Source organism: Nocardioides rubriscoriae (genome assembly GCF_008087085.1).
In the GTDB taxonomy this organism is placed as follows: Bacteria; Actinomycetota; Actinomycetes; order Propionibacteriales; family Nocardioidaceae; genus Nocardioides; species Nocardioides rubriscoriae.
Map to the genome: position 1 here is coordinate 1 of NZ_VIYJ01000002.1, position 15,799 is coordinate 15,799.

A 15,799-nucleotide genomic window follows, 5' to 3' on the forward strand; every position below is an offset into this window, starting at 1 on the left:
GCACCGCAGCAGCCTTCTCCTCAGCGCTGTAGCGACGCGTGGTCGGCTTGCCTGGTGTGACGTCCTTCGGCATGAGGCCATCCTCGTTTCCAAACGATGGAGCCTCCAACAAACCCAGGGCGATTCAATGGATCTCGACCGGCCTGGTGCGCGCTGGCTGAGCCCGGCTTGGAACGACCCGAGCATCTTCCCGGCCAACGCGCGTGGGCGGATCGCGAAGTACCGGCGCCACCAGTCTTGGTATCGCGAGTGCGTGCTCCAGGCCGAGGCGGGGAAGTTCATGACATACGACCCGCTGGGCAGCTACCTCAGCAAGCAGTCGGTCGAGTCGAGCCCGTCGCTGAACTTCCTCACCGCCGAGGCAGAAGCGCACGCGGTCGAGAGGGCTGCCGTCGTCAGGGACGAGGGCGGAGCCCTCGACCCGGTGCGTCTTCGCCAGAACCTCCTGTCGAGCATGCCGCTGTGCTTCAACCTCTTCGGCTCCCTGCGAGGTGAGCCCGCGTTCCTGACTCTGTTCCAGAGGGTCTTCGACCCGGCGGCCACTCGGATCATCAACGTGATGTGCGAGTACGCGCCCCAACCGCCGGACGACTACCTCGCCGACCGCACCGCCTTCGATGCCGTGGTCTTCTACGAGACCTCTGCGGGACCGCGGTTCATGGGGATCGAGACGAAGTACACCGAGCCCTTCAGCGCGAAGGAGTACGAGACCCCGACCTACAACAAGGTGACGGCCAACTCGGGATGGTTCGAGGACCCGGAGACCGCGCCCAGTGTCCTGAAGGGCAGCAAGTCCAACCAGCTCTGGCGCAATCTGATGCTCGCAGCGTCCCTGGAACTGGCGAGGGCTCACGGCCGGGGTTCCGTCGCGGTCGTTGCGCTTCAGGACGACCCGGGCGCAGCGGAGGCCATCAAGATCTGTCGCAAGCACCTCAGCGACCAAAGCCGGCTCGTCTGGGCACCCATCGAAGCTCTGCTAGACGCCGCCGACGGCGTGCCCGAGTTGACCGAGTGGAGCCTAGCCTTCCGGCTCCGTTACGTCCCCTGACTCACTTCGCACGTCGCGAAGGTCCGGTCCAGCCGTTGTCCTCGGTGACCTTCGCGGTCCTGCCTGGCAGGTCGATGGGCGGCAGGTAGTCGTCGGTGCGATTGAGTACGTCGTCGTAGAGCATCTTGTCGGCGGCCTCGTCATGGCCCTCGGCAGCGGCCACCTTCACGAGGTCGAGGCGGCAGATGTCGTCGTAAGGCGCTGCCTCGCAAGCGGCCTCCGCGACCTCGCGTGCCAGATGAAGGTCGCCCTTGGCGAGGGCGTCGAGCACGAGAATGTGGGCCGTGTCGACAATGGCGCAGCCGATGGTCTCGTGGACCCGTTCGGTGTCGAGCAGCCAGCTCCAGCCCTTCTCGCGCAGCAGGCTGAATGGCGGGCCTTGAACCAGGGACATCGCGGTCCTTAGATCGTCGATGCCAGCGGCACCCCGGGCTTCGCCCCGGGCGCGGAGGCGGCGGAACAGGTCGACGTCGACCAGTACGTCCTGGAGTTGGTAGGTCTTCACGCCGGACTCGAAGTACGCCGGCGACTCGTTGGCAGCGGGCAGGTACGGCCCCTTTGTCCGTGGGTTCATGCCTAGCCAGTCGCGAAGGGAGCTGACATCCGTCCTCGCCCTTGACGCTGCGATGCCGAAGGCGTCGGCGACCTGGCTGGCGGTCGCGCCCTTCGGGTGCAAGGCGAGGTACGCGAGGATCTCGACGAAGTAGGGCCTCCGCTTCAGGATGACTGGCTTGGCCTCGCCGAAGGCTTCGGCGTTCACCGGGCCGAGCAGGATCAGCCTGGGACGCTCGACTCCGGCGTCGAACCAGTCGGCGACGTCCTCATCGAGCGTCGGGTCCGCGTCCTCGACCGTCCGCCTCACTTGGTCGGGGACCAGTGGGGCCAGGGCCTCGACGTCCTGGACGGTGGTCGCCGCGGCCTCGACGTAGTCCTCGGCCGCGTCGGGTAGTAGCGACCCGTCGCCGGCCGGTCCTTCCTCCCGTGCGTCGGTCAGTTCGTCGCGCAGTGCCCCGGCCTGGTCGGCGAAGGCACGCCAGCCGTCAGCGGCCTGCTCGAAGGGCGGGACCCTCACCGGCTCGCTCTCGCGCGTCAGATCGACGATCGCGGCGCACGCCTTGGCTTCCTCGCTCGTCAGTCCGGCAGCTTGAAGGTCGAGACCGAGCGTGGGCGCACGCAGTCGCCCGGCGTGATCGACCTCGAAGACTGTCGATTCGGGGAGGGGCGCTGCGAGCGAGACGATTGCTGTGCCGACTCGGGATGGGGGCGTGGCGAGTAGGGGCGCGAGGTCGCCCGTCCCGTCGCCGGCCGTGATGACCGCGCGGTAAGGATCGGGGTCGCCCATCCCGTGCTCCAGGGAGGTCGTCACATCGCGCACGAACGAGGGCACGACCTGCTCGCCGTCAGCGTGGTGGCGCAGCCGGAGGGTGTCGAGCGTTGCCAGCTCTTCGCCGAGGCCGATGACGTTGACCTCGACGATGGTGGACCACGGGTTGAGCGCCAGCTCAGCGGCTATGTGCCGGGCGAGCGCCCCTGTGCGCTCGGAGTCCCCGGCGAGGGCCACGACGCCGAGGTGCTCCAGGTTGACGAGGCGGAGGCCGTTGTTGTCCTGCCCAACGGTGACCAGCAGTGGGTAGGGCGGCAGCACGTCGCCACGCTCGGGCATGGGCTCGCCGAGGGGGAGTGACCACTCGCGGCCAGCGCCCCTCCACGGTTCCGGAAGGTCAGCGTCCTCGTCGAGACGCAGGGACACAGCGCCCTTCATGAGCGTCGCGGTGACGACTGCGGGTAACGCCCGTCCCGCGTCCGAGCACTCCCCGGCCAGGTGCATCAGCGCGCGGTCGAGATCAGCGATTGCTGTGATCAGTGGAGCGCCGGAGACGAATGCTGTCTTCTCGACTGCCAGCAATCCCTCGGGAGGAGGGGCGATGGTCTGGCCGGGCCGGCGGTAGCGGAGTTGGGTGCTGCGGTGGGCGCGCACGGCAAGCAAGACCAGTGCGGCCAGGACGGCACCAGCCCCAGTCAGCCCGGGGACGAGCCAGCCGGGCGCCGACGACTCGACCTCGCCAGTGGCGTCGGCAGCGACCTGCTCTGGCTGTGGCTCCGCGGAGGTTGTTGGCTCCGGCGCCGGCTCGACGGAAGGAGTCTTGCCAGGGGGCCCGGCGTCGACAGGTGGAATGACCTCGACCGGTGGCTCCTGGGGCACCTCGGCCTGGTGCTCGGCCCGCCGGGGAATCGCGATCTCCCAACCAGGCTGGATCAGGTCAGGGTCGGTCAGCCTCGCCCCGTCGGGTTGTACGACATTGCGGGATGCCTGGAAGAGCTCGGGGTAGCGCATCGGGTCCCCGAGCTTGGCCTCGGCGATTTCCGACAAGGTGTCCCCGGGCTGCACGACGTACTCCTCGGCCGTACGGTCGGGATCAGGCTCGGTGACCTCCTGCGGCACCTTCAGCACTGTGCCGGAGACGATGAAGTCGGGTCGCCCGTTGAGCACGTCCTCGTTCAGTTCAACGATCTCCGTGAATCGGGTGCCGTCACCGAGCAGGCGCTCGGCAATCTTCCACAGGCTGTCGCCGCGCTTGACCGTGTAGTCGATGGTCGACCGCTGCTTGGTCGGCGCCTCAGCAGCCGGGAGGGGCGCAGCCTCGGGGAGGACGGGCGTGGCCTCGACCGGCGCGAGGCGAGGGGTTTCCAGGACCGGCACAGCCGCCGCAGCGCGGGCGGGCGGAGCCGGGAACGCGGCGACGACGGTGGGACCAGCGACGAACAGCAGGGCTGCGACCGCGACCAGTTGGCCGACCGCACGCTGTGGAGTGCCGAGACCGGGGAGCGTGGGAGTTGGCAGGCCACGCACCTGCGAGACGATTTCCAGCACGACCGACACGGCGACGAACGCCCAGGCGATCCAGGCGACGGCTGCGATGACGACCATCGCCAGCGTGCCGTCGTCGGGAATGGTCAACAGGGTGCGCAGCACTGCGAGGTCGGCCTTCCACGGTGCCGCACCGATGGCGATGAGCAGGAACGGAACCCCAGCGACGAGGAGCAGGATGACGAGCGTGGCTGCGAGACCTCGGAGTCGCTGGCGAAGCGTGGGCTGGCTCATTGTTCGCTCCCTCCGATGCTGCGGACCAGTCGTGCTGAGGCTTGGCTGGTGACGGTCAGGTCGCCGACGCCGATGACGCTCAGGAATTTGGGGGTGTAGGTGTCCGTCACGGCGACCGTGATGGTGTCGCCGCCGATGACAGTCACCGTCCCGGTGACGCCGGCGGCGGCGAGGTAGTCCTCGGCCGCGTTGCGTGCCGCGACCGCCTCGATCGCGACGTACTGGCCCTGGATCGCGGGAGCGGCCTGCACCTGCTCACCGCCCGTCCGTGCGGCCTCGGCCGCGATGTTGTGGGCGCGCTGCTTGGCGTGGACCTGCCCACTGAGGTCTACGGCCAGCCCGACCAGAATCATCATCACGAAGCTCGATACCGCCAGCCAGATGGTGATGGAGCCGCGTTCGTCGCGAGTACGTCGGATCATCCGCGCTCCCTCCACGTGTCCAGCGGCGAAGTGCTGGTGGCTTTGATCGGTCGACTGCCTGGGACGCCCGGTACGGACAGGTCGGCCAGGTTGAGGAGGCACTCCACGGTCGCGGAGACCGAGCCGGCCTCGCCGACGGTCTTGGCGAAGTCGGAGACGTCGACCGACACGGTGACGCTCAGGCAGTGGATGTCTTGGTTGGCCAGGCTCGCCTGCGCGGCAGCCTTGGCATCCTGCATCGCCTCGGACGCCGTACGCGCGAGCGATGCGGTGCGGGCGGCCTCGGAAGCGGCGGACTCGACGGCCGAGTGGGTGGTGGCTGTGCGGCCACCGAAGATGATGAGCCCGACGAACAGCACGAAGGCAGGCAGGCCGACGGCGGCCTCGACCGCGGCCGAGCCACGCTCGTCCCTTATGCGTCGCCAGGTCGTCACGGCGCCGTCAACCTCTCCACGGGCACCGAGGCCGACTGGACGATCAGGGGATTCCAGCCCGGGATCACGCTCAGGCTGTGCCCGCGCACGGTCACGGTGACCGTGGTTGCGGTGCGGTTGGCGGTGGCGGTCGCACGCGTCAACACGTCGTCCCCACCTGCTTCGACGACGAACGAGGAGGCAGCCGAGACACCGTCGGCCTCCTTGCCGTTCTCGCCGCCAGCGACCTTCGCACCCTCCTGCGCGGCAGCGATCGCCACCGTCCGGGCGTGGTAGAACAGCGCGGCCTGCATCCCAAGGAACATCACCGCGAACAGGGCAGGCAGCAGGATGACCAGCTCCATGGAGACCGAGCCGCGTTCGTCCCGATGCGCCCTACCTGATGTTGCCGGCTTGGCTTTCAACGTAAGCCTTGATCGCCGCGACCACGATGCCGACGATGGCGATGACGGCCACCGCCCAGAGCACATGCTCGGTGGTGACGGAGCCTTGCTCGTCGCGGGCACGCCGGCGCGCATCGACGCCGACATGAAGCGTGAGCAGGAGTGCGAGCAATCGGTTCATAGTGATGATTTCCTTTCCTGGATGGGTTCCCTTTCGTGGGGGTCGTGGTCGTCAGGTGTTGCTGAACATCCGCAGCAGAGATGGGGCAACGAGCAGGGCCATGAAGATGACGCCGAGCAGGGAGCCGGGGATGGTCATGCGCTCGCCGATGGCGTTGGCTTCGGCGATCTCGTCGTTGAGCATCGCGGTGCGCATGGCGGCGGAACGGGCGCGCAGGTTGGTGTAGACCGAGGCGCCTTCCTCCCCGGAGAGCCGCATGATGTCGGCGAAGTCGTCCAGCTCGGGTAGTCCCAGCTCGTCGGCCAGGGCGTGCAGGGCATCCCACGGAGGCTGGCCCGACCAGCGCGAACGAGTCAGCTCCTCGAGAGCCGGGTGAACACCCATGAGTCGCCGACCTCAGCAGCGGACTCCATCGCCTGCCGTACGCCGGCGCCGTTGTTGCGCTCCAGGGCGACGAGGTCGATGTACGCGCCCAGCGCCCGGGCGAACTCGAGTCGGGCCTTCCGTGCGTCGTCGACGGCGTTGTAGTTGGGCAGGAAGAACATCACGACGGCCAAGCCGAGGGAGGCGATGGCCGGGATCGCGATGGCGAAGCCCAGCCCGATCTGCTCGAAGAAGAACGCCAGCAGTGGCGGGATGACAAGACCCATGAGTGCCATGACGATCTTGTCGCCGTAGAACCTGGCCAGCGGGATGCGCAGCAGCGCCAGTTCGCGGGTCGGGGTCCTGATCCAGAGGGCGGGCGGTAGGGCCTTGATCGCCCACATGCCGATCCGTTCCTTGCCCTTCGCCGTGGTGACCGGCCCGAGGATGTTCGCTCGTCCGCGGGCGGGTGTGAGCCGTGAGAGGGCTTCAGCGAGGTCCGGCTCGGCCGGGATCAGGCGGGCGATGAGCAGCACAACGCCGAGGCCGAGGAACGCCCCTCCCAGCAGCGCGACTTGGAGTCCGGTGGTCATGCAGCGCCCTCCCTCGCGAGGGGGGCGGACGACAGGAACCGAGGCATCGCCCGTCCCATCGCCATGCGCTTCATCCAGACCAGCGTGGCGACGTACATCGCCAGAAGTGCGACGAGGATGAGTTGCCCGAGCGGGCTCTGGTACGGCCTGACGTAGGTCCCCGACAGTGCCAGGATCACCAGCACGCCGACGCTGATCAGGGTCACCCAGCGGGCGGTGGCACGCGGCTTGGCACGGTCGGCCTCGACCTGACGGCGGGCGCGTACGTCGGCGGCGACCGACTCGGCCAGACCTTCGAGCACACTCGCCAGTCCTGCGCCCCTCCTGCGGGCACCGAGGATCAGGTTCGCTGCCACGAGGTCGCCGGTCGCGTCGTCGAGCTCGTCGGCGAACGCCCGCAGGGCGTCCTCGGTGACCCACCGTGCCCGCAGACGGGCGACCAGCCGGGTCACCTCGGGAGCAATCGCTGCTGGGGTCGAGCGGAGAGTGGCGACGAGCGCTTGCTCCAGGCCAACACCAACGGTGAGGACGCCGGAGAGTGATCGGGTCCATTCCTCCATTGCCTCGAGCCGCTCGATCCGTTGGGCGGCCGAGGATGACGAGAGCAGGACGGGTAACCCGACGAAGGCCACCGGGACGACGACCAGCGCGAGCAACCAACCGGTCACGAGGAACGCCACCAGACCAACGCCGACCCCGCCGAGCAGGAGCATCCGGGTTCGACGGGTGAGCTTGCGGACCTTCCGCGGCCGCGACGGGCGCTCGACCACTGGGGATGGGCGCAGCCCCACGATGAGCGCGATCAGACCGCCGACGACCAGTGCACCAGCAAGAGCGGGGACGAGGGCGATCACGACCGCACCTCCTGCTGGGCCAGGTAAGTGTTGAGGTCGAAGCCGTACGACGTGAGGGCACGGTAAGCGTCAGGCAGAACCGCGGGGACGGCCGTGCCGTCGAGGTCGGGAGCAAAGACGTGGGTGGTGGCGTACCCGGTCTCGCGTTCGCCAGGATCAAGGGCGATGATCTCGGCCACCCAGCGCCGACGGGTCGACCGTCCGCCCTCGGTGATGGTGCGGAGGTCAAGGTGGACGATCACGTCGATGGTCGAAGCGAGTTTGCTCGTCGCGAGGGAATGGGTGACATGCGGCCCGGCCTCCATCGCGCAGGTGACCAACTTGCGGATCGCCGCGACGGCGTCGGACGCATGGGTGGTGGAGATGGAGCCGGTGCCGGACTCCATCGCCTTGATCATCGCCCAGACTTCCTTGCCCCGGACCTCGCCGACGATCTGGCGGGCGAGGTTGAAGCGGAAAGAGTCGACCAACGCCTCGTCGAGGGTGAACTCGCCAGCCATGCGCCCGTCCGCCCCTCGCTCGCCAGAGCCGGGACGTGCCTCCCACGGGTGGACGATCCGATGCCTTCCCAGCTCGTGCAGGTGCAGTTCGTACTCGGTCTCGAAGGTGCCGATCGCCTCCAACGGGTCGATCTCGGCGCACAAGGCCCGGACCAGCGTCGTCTTGCCCGCCCCCTGCGACCCGGAGATCACGATGGACTTGCGAGCCCGCACCGCAGCGCGCAGGAAGGATGCAGCAACCGGGGAGAGCATCTGCCGCTCGACGAGGTCGTCCAGGGTGACCTCCATCAGCCGGTGACGCCGGATCACCACGGAGGGACGCGGTGTCACCCAAGCCGCAGCCGCCAGACGGGAGCCGCCGTCGAGGCGCAGGTGGAGCCTCGGCTGGGCCTCGGAGAAGCCACGAGCATTCACCTCCGAGCGCGAGGCGAGGAAGACCAGGAAGTCGATCAGCTCTGCGTCGGAGTCGGCCACGGGAGGCCCGTCGACCAGCGAGCCGTCGGTGAGTTCGAGCAGAACGTTGTCGTGCCCGGTGATGATGACGTTCTCCACCCGGTCGTCGTCCACGAGCGGCTGGAGCCGGCCGAGCCGAAACAGCGAGTCGAAGACCGCCCGCGCCAGCGCGTCCTGCTCGGAGCCAGGCAGGGCCGCCATCCCAGCGTTCACCCGGTCAGCGACTGTCGCCTCGATGAGGTCGAGCACGATCGTCCGCCCCAGCTCTTCCTGCGCCGTCTTGTCCAGGCGTCCTCGATCGGCTGCGACTGCCTGGCTGAGCTGCTCGGACGCTTGGGCGCGCAAGGCAGCGACCAGCGACCAGTCGAGGGACCTGCCGATGGGTGCACCCACAGTCGACAGGTGTGCAACAGATGTCAGTGGGCGAACGACGTCGCGCTGTGCGGCAACCGACGACACCTGCTGGCTGAACAGTGGCAGCCCCGCCAGCGGGGCTCCGTAGTCCTCGGAGCGGTCCGTCGTCATGACCGGGCTCCTTCGAGCAGTTCGTGGCGGCGGCGGGTGATCGTCGAGTGGATCGAGGCGATGGCCGCGTTGAGCGCCCGGGGGAGTGGGCCGGTGTCGAACTTCTTGGGCGGTTGGGCGCCTTGTGAGAACACCGCGGCTGACTCGGGGTCGTCGGGCAGTGAGGCGAGCACTGGCAGGTTCACCGCTCCGGAAACGTCTCGGGCGTTGTAAGGCCGGCCCTCGCCGATGAGCAGCACAGCTGACTGATGCCAGTCGAGTGCGGGTCGCTGGAACGCCTCGGCCCAGGACCGCAACGCCGACAGGTTGGGCAGCGTCGTGCGACTGACGAGCAGCAGCAGGTCGGCAGCGTCGAGCAATGGCTCCGGCGAGCCGTGGAGTCCGAGGCGGCCGGCATCGACGATGACGTCCTGCCCCGTCGCCTCCAGCTCGCTCAGCACCTCGGCGAGCGGAGCCCAGAGATCTCGCAGAGCACTGGCTTGCGTGTGTGAGCGAGTGCCTACGACGAACGAGACTGCGGTTCCCTCGATGGGGCGGGCGACGTCGGCGACGGCATCGCTCAGGTTGCTCGCCGTCAGCGCAAGCTCGATGAGCCCAGCGTCGTACTCCCGCGTGCCACGGAAGTAGCCCGCCAACAACCCAGAGCCGCCAGTCGGATCGGCCTCGAGGAGCAGGACTGGTCGCGGCCACATCAACGCTAGCCCGAGCGCCGTCGTGGTGACACCGGGCGAGCCGGAGGCGGAAGCGAGTGCGATGACAGCCATCAACGCTCCCGCGAGTCCAGGACGAGAGCGATGTTGCCGGTGGCAATCCGCGTGGCGAGCACAGCAACATCGGCTTTCGGGACGAGCAGGTCGACCACGGTCTGCCCGGTCTCATCGGAGGTGTGGACCCCGACCACGGTGGCGTCGTTGCTCAGCGGCGTCTCAGCTGGGAGTTCCCCGCCCTGAGCGGGCGTGACGACCACGCGGACCTTGTCGCCGTACTGAAGATCGAGTCCCGGAGCCTGCGCCGGGGTGAGAGCCACCCCGACCACCGACTGCCCCTCACCGGGCACGACCTCGGTGGTGAACGAGCCGGGCGTGAGCATCCCGCCCGCGGCGATGTCCACCGCCGCGCGCTGCCCGACGACCTTGTCGAACTGCTCGGCCGCGACCGGCTTGAGGGCTGGGTCGGCGCTGAGTCGCAATCGGGTCAGATCGTCGGCCTCGATCACCGCGCCGCGCTCTATGGAGTGCCGCGCGACGAGGACCTCTTGGGTGTTCGTCGTCGCAGTCCATGCCCACCCCGCCAGCAGGGCGCCAAGGCAGATGGCACCGATTGCCGCAGCGATGAGCGCGGGCCGTCGGCGCAGCTTGGGTGGTGGCGCGAGGGCAGTGGCGGCCGGGCCCTCCTGCTTACGAGTCCCGTCGATCCGGGTGGCTGTACCGCTCATACTTCGCTGCCTCTCCGCTGCCCGCTACTGCACGAGCACCTGCGCTTCCCCGACCGCAATCGCGACCGATCGTGTGAGGCCGTCCAGCCGGATGGTTCCGGTCTGGCCCGCCCCTTCCCATGTGATGACCCAGTCCGAGGTGGCGGTCACCGTGTACTTCCCGCCTTGCTCCTGAGAGCTCGACTCTTCATAGGTGTGCCCGCAGTCCGGCGACTTCGAGTTGCCGTACGACGCCTCGTACGGCGTGCCGGCGGTCGTGCAGATCACCTCGGTGCCGTCGCCCATGTCCCAGGTGATCTTGTGGACCTTGGCTGTGGCGGTGACCGTGATCCCGCCGGCGCTGGCGGACTCTGTGATCGGTCCGACCGTTTGGCTGTCGGGGTTGGCTGCCCACATCCACACGGGCATCCCGACGATGCCGATGCTGCCTTCGGCCGGCTCTGGCGTGATCCCGATGTCGATGGCCCGCAGGTTCATCTGCTCGATGGCGATCTGCGCGACCTCGCCCGGTGACGGTCCGGCGCCGGAGTTCGGCGGCGGGTCAGCAGACCAGATCCAGATGAGGAGATCGGTCTGCGGCTGAAAGCAGTTGTAGACGGCGCCGTCCCCGGGCTCGTGCCCCTGCCAGTTCGGATCACCAGCCGGTGGCTGGGGGTCAAGGAGCGAGATGTAGCAGTTGTAACCGTTGGACCAGTAGCCGTACTCACTAGAGCAGGGGACTGGCCCAGGCGGGGGCTTGGTGATCCCTTGACTAGTGCCATCCCAATAGCAGGACGCCCCGGAACCGGTGTCTTTCGGCCCGTCGCCGCCGGGCTCGCCCGGGCCACCTGGCGTCCCGGGAACCTCGACCCAGATCAGGCAGACGCCCGTCTCGGGGTCCGTGACCTGACAGTCCGTGTCGGAGTACGACGCCCCTTGGGCAAGTCCTAGCAGCCCCGCGGCTGCGAGTGCGGTGACGACGACACGGGCTACGAGGCTTCGCATGGCGTGCGCTCGATGTCCTGGCTGGAGGCAACGCGCCATCCGCCATCGGGATCGGTGTCCCACTGATAGTTCGACACGAGAAACTGAATCCATCCGGTGTCCGGTCGGTCGGGGCTGATGACCGACTTGCCGTTCGCGTCGATGACGTCGACCTGGCTCACGTCGAAGCAGAGGTCGATCTGAACCGTCGGGACTTTGCCGGCCTTCGGGTTGGAGTTGTCGAGGTTGACCGACTGAACCTCCAGCTCTGCCACCTTCGTCCTGCCGACTTGGTGGAGCCCCTGCTTGCGTTCCTTTTTGAACAGGTTCTGTTGGGCTGCCAACTCGGTGCTGGTGGCGACGTCCTCGAGCAGCGTCAGCGGCTGCGCGGAGTCCTGGCGAAGCTGGTTGCGGACGTCGTAGTACCTCCGCAGGACGGCAGACGCCGCCTCTGAGGCAACGTCGCTGTCAGATCGCGGGGTCGGCGTCGCTGTGGTCGAGGCTGATGAACTCGGGGAAGGACTCGGGTTCGTCGTCGGATCATTGCCGCCGTCGGCGCAGGCGGTCACCGCGACCAGCAGCAGTACCGCAGTCGCTACCCGAGTTGCTCCTCGTACGTGCGTCATGTCCGAGATCCCTTGCCCCCGCGCGGGAGCGCACGCCGCCATGCCGACTGGCCGGCTTGATCGCCGCTCTCGCATCCTACGACACAAATCGGACGTGACAACCGGGCTGCGTTTCATCTGCATCTCCTTCATGCTCGCGGCCGGTAGCGCGCCGCATGCTCGGTAGGTGCGCCGCGCCGATCGCCTCGACTGCGCCCGTCCCGGTCGACCTCGCCCCTTCTTCGACATACACCTCATGCAGAACGAGGAGGGCTCCGCGGCCCGGAGCCTGTGGACAACTTGGCCCGAACTGGGGGCTGTGGAATGACGCGCACACCTCCATGCCAAGGAGGTGTGCAGGGTGACCGTTTCGATGAGGAAGATCTCGGCGGGCCGCGGCTACGACTACCTGCTCAAGAGCGTGGTCCGGGGGGACGCCAACATGGCCGACCCGAACCCGGTCACGCGGTACTACACCGAGGCGGGCACCCCGCCGGGCCGCTGGATGGGTTCGGCACTCCATGCCTTCGGCAACGGCGAGATCAAGCGCGGGGACATGGTGACGCCGCAGCAGCTCCAGCTCCTGATCGGCGCGGGGCTGGACCCGGTCACCGGCGAGAGGCTGGGCAGGGCGTTTCCCACGTTCCCGACCCTCATCAAGCGCATGGCCGACCGCGCGGCCGAACTCCCGTCCGACCTCACCGACGACCAGCGTCAGGCTGCTCTTGCGCAGATCAAGGCCGAGGAGTCGAAGAAGCAGAGAGACGGGGTGGCGGGCTTCGATTACACGTTCAGCGTGCCCAAGTCAGTCTCCGCACTGTGGGGTGTGGCCGACGCTGGCACCCAGGCGCTCATCGTCGAGGCCCACCACCAGGCCGTTGCCGAGGTGCTCGACTTCATGGAACGAGAAGTGATCGCCACGAGGAGGGGGGTAGCCGCCGGCGACGGTGCCGTGATGCAGGCGGACATCATCGGAGTTGCCGCCACGGCGTACGACCACTGGGACTCCCGGCTGGGCGATCCGCAGCTTCACACCCACGTCGTCATCTCCAGCAAGGTCAAGACGACGGAGGACGGGCGATGGCGCAGCCTGGACGGGCGACCGATGTTCGAGGCGAATGTCCCGATCTCTGAGCACTACAACGCGGTGCTGGCCGACCGCATGACCCGACTGTTCGGGGTTGAGTGGGAGCAGCGGGATCGGGGCAAGAACCACAACATCGCTTGGGAGCTGGCGCCCGTCCCCGAGGAGCTGATCCACGAGTTCTCCAGCCGCAGCTCCCACATCGAGCAGGAAGCTGATCGATTGATCGCGGAGTACGAGGCCGCGCACGGGCATCGACCGTCCAAGAAGCAGATCATCGTGATGCGGGCACAAGCGACTCGAGCCACTCGCCCCGAGAAGGAGATCCACTCGCTGTTCGACCTCACCACCGAATGGCGACGACGTGCACAGAAGATTCTGGCGAGGGGCGCCGTCGAGTGGGCGGAGGAAGTCACCTTCCATCCCATCGCCCGTCCTACCCTCCGGGCCGACGATGTGCCTCTCGACGTGGTCGGCGAGGTGGCCGTTTCCGTTGTCGGCGCGGTCGAGGAGAAGCGCCCGACCTGGAAACACTGGAACCTCTGGGCCGAAGCATCCCGTCAGACGATGGGCTGGCGCTTCGCCAGCACCGAGGACCGCGAGGTCGTGGTCGGGATGATCGTCGACGCGGCGAAGCAGGAGTCGCTGACTCTGACCCCGCCGGAGTTGGTGACCACCCCCGAGGTCTTCCGCCGACCCGATGGCACGACGCGCTTCCGGCCACGGCACTCGGTCGTTTTCACCTCCGAGGCGCTGCTAGCGGCCGAGGACCGGCTGCTGGCTCGCGCGGAGGACCTGTCGGCCCCGGAGGTCGACCTCGCCGTGATCGAGCGGGTGACCCGCAAGGAACACCTGTTGTCTGCCGAGCAGTCCGAGACCCTGGGGGGCATCGCTGTGTCCGGGCGGCAGGTCGACCTTCTCGTCGGCCCGGCCGGTGCAGGCAAGACCACCGCGATGCGCGCGCTGAAGACGGCCTGGACGAAGGCCTACGGAAGGGGGAGCGTGGTCGGCCTCGCCCCCAGCGCAGTCGCGGCGCAGGTACTGGCCGAGGACTTGGGCATCGGTTGCGAGAACACAGCGAAGTGGCTTCACGAGTTCGACCGTGGGCGGGCTCAGTTCCGCAAGGGTCAGCTCGTCATCATCGACGAGGCCACCCTCGCCGGCACCCTGGCCCTCGACCGGCTCACAGCGCTCGCGGCCGAGGCGGGCGCGAAGGTGCTGCTGGTCGGCGACTGGGCGCAGCTCCAGTCAGTCGATGCGGGCGGGGCGTTCAGCCTGCTGGCCTCCGCCCGTCCTGATACCCCCGAACTGAGCGAGGTCCACCGTTTCACGCACGAGTGGGAAAAGACCGCTTCGCTGGACTTGAGGCACGGTCGGGCGGAGGTCATCAGCACGTACATGGCCAAGGACCGGGTCCAGGAGGGCGCGACCGACGTGATGATGGACGCCGCCTACCTCGCCTGGGCGGCTGACGTGAAGGGCGGGCGTACGTCGATCCTCGTCGCCGAGGCGATGGAGATGGTGACCCGTTTCAACCGGCGAGCACGCGCCGACCGCATCGTCGCCAACCCTGTCGGTGACATCGAGGTCAACCTTGCCGACGGCACCCAGGCGTCCGAGGACGACCTGGTCATCACCAGGCACAACGACCGCCGCCTCCACACCCTGCGCGGCGGCTGGGTCCGCAACGGTGACCGCTGGACCGTTACCCGAGTTCACAAGGACGGCTCGATGCAGGTCCAGCGCCTCGGCGTCGCCTTCGGTGGCACGGTCACCCTGCCTGCGGCGTACGTCGCCGAGCACGTCGACCTCGGCTATGCCGTTACCGCCCACCGAGCCCAAGGCCTGACCGTCGACACCTCACATGTCGTGGTGACTGGCTCGACCACGCGGGAGAACCTGTACGTCGCCATGACTCGAGGCCGGGACTCCAACATCGCCTACGTCGCGCTCGACAAGGCCGACGAGGGCCACGCCCCTCCCGAGCCCGAGGAGGTGAACGCGCACACCGTTCTCTACGGCGTCCTCCAGCACATCGGCGGGGAGCTGTCGGCGCACCAGATGATCGTTGCTGAGCAGGAACGGTGGTCGTCCATCGCCCAACTCGGCGCGGAGTACGAAACCATCGGAGCTGTCGCCCAGCGCGAACGATGGGTAGCGGCGATCAGGAGCAGCGGCCTGACCGATGCCCAGGTCGAGCAGGTGCTGGCCTCGCAGTCGCTCGGACCCCTCACCGCCGAGCTGCGCCGGGCCGAGTCCGACCACCACGACGTCGATCGACTCCTGCCAGCCCTCGTCGCCCGAAGGTCTCTCGACGACGCCGAGGACATCGGTGCCGTTCTCATCAGCCGACTTCAGCAGGCAGCCCAACCGAAGAAGGGCAAGCGTCGCCCGTCCCCGAAGCTGGTCGTCGGCTTGATCCCGGTCGCTGATGGCCCGATGAGTCCCGAAATGGCCAAGGTGCTCGGCGAACTCGCCGATCTCATGGAAGGACGGGCGATGACGCTGGCCGAGAGGGCGGTCGAGGACCAGGCGTCCTGGCTGAAGCGGCTGGGCACCCCGCCGACGACCGAGGTAGCCCGGCGTCGTTGGCTCCACGAGGTCAGGACGGTCGCCGCGTACCGCGATCGCTACACGGTGGAGGGGCGCAGGGCTCTTGGCGAGCCGCAGAACGAGGCGCAGAAGCTCGACGCAGCCCGCGCCGAGCAGGCGATTCGTCGTGGCCGGGCCATTGCCGAGGGCGCCGCCAACGCCCAGGACGGGCGCAGCCATGCTGTCGAGCGGAGCGGACGTGCGATCGGGTAAGGGCTACACAGAGGCAGTTCCTGCCGAGTTCTCCACAGGACCGTCCCA

The 15,799-nt window shown here is 68.1% G+C and carries 15 protein-coding genes; 2 read left to right on the forward strand and 13 right to left on the reverse strand.

Annotated elements, in window-relative coordinates:
* The first annotated feature begins 127 nt into the window (after positions 1–127).
* The gene (locus FZC61_RS03460; protein ID WP_342780303.1) at positions 128–1,048 is read left to right on the forward strand and encodes a PGN_0703 family putative restriction endonuclease; all 921 of its coding nucleotides are present in this window, start codon (positions 128–130) and stop codon (positions 1,046–1,048) included.
* A 1-nt stretch (position 1,049) separates the two neighbouring features.
* Here FZC61_RS03460 and FZC61_RS03465 read toward each other — a convergent pair whose 3' ends face one another.
* The 13 genes from FZC61_RS03465 to FZC61_RS03520 are packed head-to-tail and all read right to left on the reverse strand — an operon-like array spanning position 1,050 to position 11,883.
* On the reverse strand, positions 1,050–4,151 hold the full coding sequence (locus tag FZC61_RS03465; protein WP_148612601.1) for a LysM peptidoglycan-binding domain-containing protein: 3,102 nt from the start codon (positions 4,149–4,151) through the stop codon (positions 1,050–1,052).
* A complete protein-coding gene (locus FZC61_RS03470; RefSeq protein ID WP_246142502.1) occupies positions 4,148–4,588 on the reverse strand; it encodes a TadE/TadG family type IV pilus assembly protein in 441 nt (146 codons plus the stop codon). Before FZC61_RS03470 ends, FZC61_RS03465 begins: the two co-directional genes overlap by 4 nt.
* A complete protein-coding gene (locus FZC61_RS03475; protein WP_246142503.1) occupies positions 4,570–5,007 on the reverse strand; it encodes a TadE/TadG family type IV pilus assembly protein in 438 nt (145 codons plus the stop codon). Before FZC61_RS03475 ends, FZC61_RS03470 begins: the two co-directional genes overlap by 19 nt.
* Positions 5,004–5,351, reverse strand: a complete 348-nt coding sequence (locus tag FZC61_RS03480) for a TadE family protein (protein WP_148612605.1) — start codon at positions 5,349–5,351, stop codon at positions 5,004–5,006. Before FZC61_RS03480 ends, FZC61_RS03475 begins: the two co-directional genes overlap by 4 nt.
* Positions 5,352–5,382: 31 nt before the next feature.
* The gene (locus tag FZC61_RS23595) at positions 5,383–5,571 is read right to left on the reverse strand and encodes a hypothetical protein (protein WP_148612607.1); all 189 of its coding nucleotides are present in this window, start codon (positions 5,569–5,571) and stop codon (positions 5,383–5,385) included.
* 51 nt (positions 5,572–5,622) lie between these two features.
* The gene (locus FZC61_RS23600) at positions 5,623–5,955 is read right to left on the reverse strand and encodes a type II secretion system F family protein (RefSeq protein WP_246142504.1); all 333 of its coding nucleotides are present in this window, start codon (positions 5,953–5,955) and stop codon (positions 5,623–5,625) included.
* Positions 5,925–6,527 (reverse strand): hypothetical protein, encoded by a 603-nt coding sequence (locus FZC61_RS03490; RefSeq protein WP_246142505.1) that lies wholly within the window; start codon positions 6,525–6,527, stop codon positions 5,925–5,927. The genes FZC61_RS23600 and FZC61_RS03490 overlap by 31 nt, the downstream gene beginning before the upstream one ends.
* Entirely contained in the window at positions 6,524–7,381 is an 858-nt protein-coding gene (locus FZC61_RS03495; RefSeq protein WP_148612609.1) for a type II secretion system F family protein, read from the reverse strand. Before FZC61_RS03495 ends, FZC61_RS03490 begins: the two co-directional genes overlap by 4 nt.
* Positions 7,378–8,859 (reverse strand): TadA family conjugal transfer-associated ATPase, encoded by a 1,482-nt coding sequence (locus FZC61_RS03500; protein ID WP_148612611.1) that lies wholly within the window; start codon positions 8,857–8,859, stop codon positions 7,378–7,380. Before FZC61_RS03500 ends, FZC61_RS03495 begins: the two co-directional genes overlap by 4 nt.
* Entirely contained in the window at positions 8,856–9,623 is a 768-nt protein-coding gene (locus FZC61_RS03505) for a CpaE/TadZ family protein (protein ID WP_148612613.1), read from the reverse strand. Before FZC61_RS03505 ends, FZC61_RS03500 begins: the two co-directional genes overlap by 4 nt.
* Positions 9,623–10,294 carry an SAF domain-containing protein gene (locus FZC61_RS03510; protein ID WP_211357076.1) on the reverse strand — a complete coding sequence of 224 codons (672 nt, stop codon included), beginning with the start codon at positions 10,292–10,294 and terminating at the stop codon, positions 9,623–9,625. Before FZC61_RS03510 ends, FZC61_RS03505 begins: the two co-directional genes overlap by 1 nt.
* Before the next feature lie 24 nt (positions 10,295–10,318).
* Entirely contained in the window at positions 10,319–11,278 is a 960-nt protein-coding gene (locus tag FZC61_RS03515; RefSeq protein WP_148612615.1) for a hypothetical protein, read from the reverse strand.
* A complete protein-coding gene (locus tag FZC61_RS03520; RefSeq protein WP_148612617.1) occupies positions 11,263–11,883 on the reverse strand; it encodes a hypothetical protein in 621 nt (206 codons plus the stop codon). The genes FZC61_RS03515 and FZC61_RS03520 overlap by 16 nt, the downstream gene beginning before the upstream one ends.
* A 340-nt stretch (positions 11,884–12,223) precedes the next feature.
* On the opposite strand from FZC61_RS03520, the gene mobF reads away from it, so the two are divergent.
* The gene (gene mobF / locus FZC61_RS03525) at positions 12,224–15,751 is read left to right on the forward strand and encodes a MobF family relaxase (RefSeq protein ID WP_148612619.1); all 3,528 of its coding nucleotides are present in this window, start codon (positions 12,224–12,226) and stop codon (positions 15,749–15,751) included.
* The last annotated feature ends 48 nt before the right edge of the window (positions 15,752–15,799 follow it).

Bases quoted from the DNA above. Each gene is read 5' to 3' on its own strand.
- FZC61_RS23595 (WP_148612607.1), bottom strand. From the start codon at position 5,571: ATGAACCGATTGCTCGCACTCCTGCTCACGCTTCATGTCGGCGTCGAT.
- FZC61_RS03500 (WP_148612611.1), bottom strand. From the start codon at position 8,859: ATGACGACGGACCGCTCCGAGGACTACGGAGCCCCGCTGGCGGGGCTG.
- FZC61_RS03490 (WP_246142505.1), bottom strand. From the start codon at position 6,527: ATGACCACCGGACTCCAAGTCGCGCTGCTGGGAGGGGCGTTCCTCGGC.
- FZC61_RS03515 (WP_148612615.1), bottom strand. From the start codon at position 11,278: ATGCGAAGCCTCGTAGCCCGTGTCGTCGTCACCGCACTCGCAGCCGCG.
- FZC61_RS03480 (WP_148612605.1), bottom strand. From the start codon at position 5,351: ATGGAGCTGGTCATCCTGCTGCCTGCCCTGTTCGCGGTGATGTTCCTT.
- FZC61_RS03505 (WP_148612613.1), bottom strand. From the start codon at position 9,623: ATGGCTGTCATCGCACTCGCTTCCGCCTCCGGCTCGCCCGGTGTCACC.
- FZC61_RS03465 (WP_148612601.1), bottom strand. From the start codon at position 4,151: ATGAGCCAGCCCACGCTTCGCCAGCGACTCCGAGGTCTCGCAGCCACG.
- FZC61_RS03460 (WP_342780303.1), top strand. From the start codon at position 128: ATGGATCTCGACCGGCCTGGTGCGCGCTGGCTGAGCCCGGCTTGGAAC.
- FZC61_RS03520 (WP_148612617.1), bottom strand. From the start codon at position 11,883: ATGACGCACGTACGAGGAGCAACTCGGGTAGCGACTGCGGTACTGCTG.
- FZC61_RS03510 (WP_211357076.1), bottom strand. From the start codon at position 10,294: ATGAGCGGTACAGCCACCCGGATCGACGGGACTCGTAAGCAGGAGGGC.
- FZC61_RS23600 (WP_246142504.1), bottom strand. From the start codon at position 5,955: ATGGGTGTTCACCCGGCTCTCGAGGAGCTGACTCGTTCGCGCTGGTCG.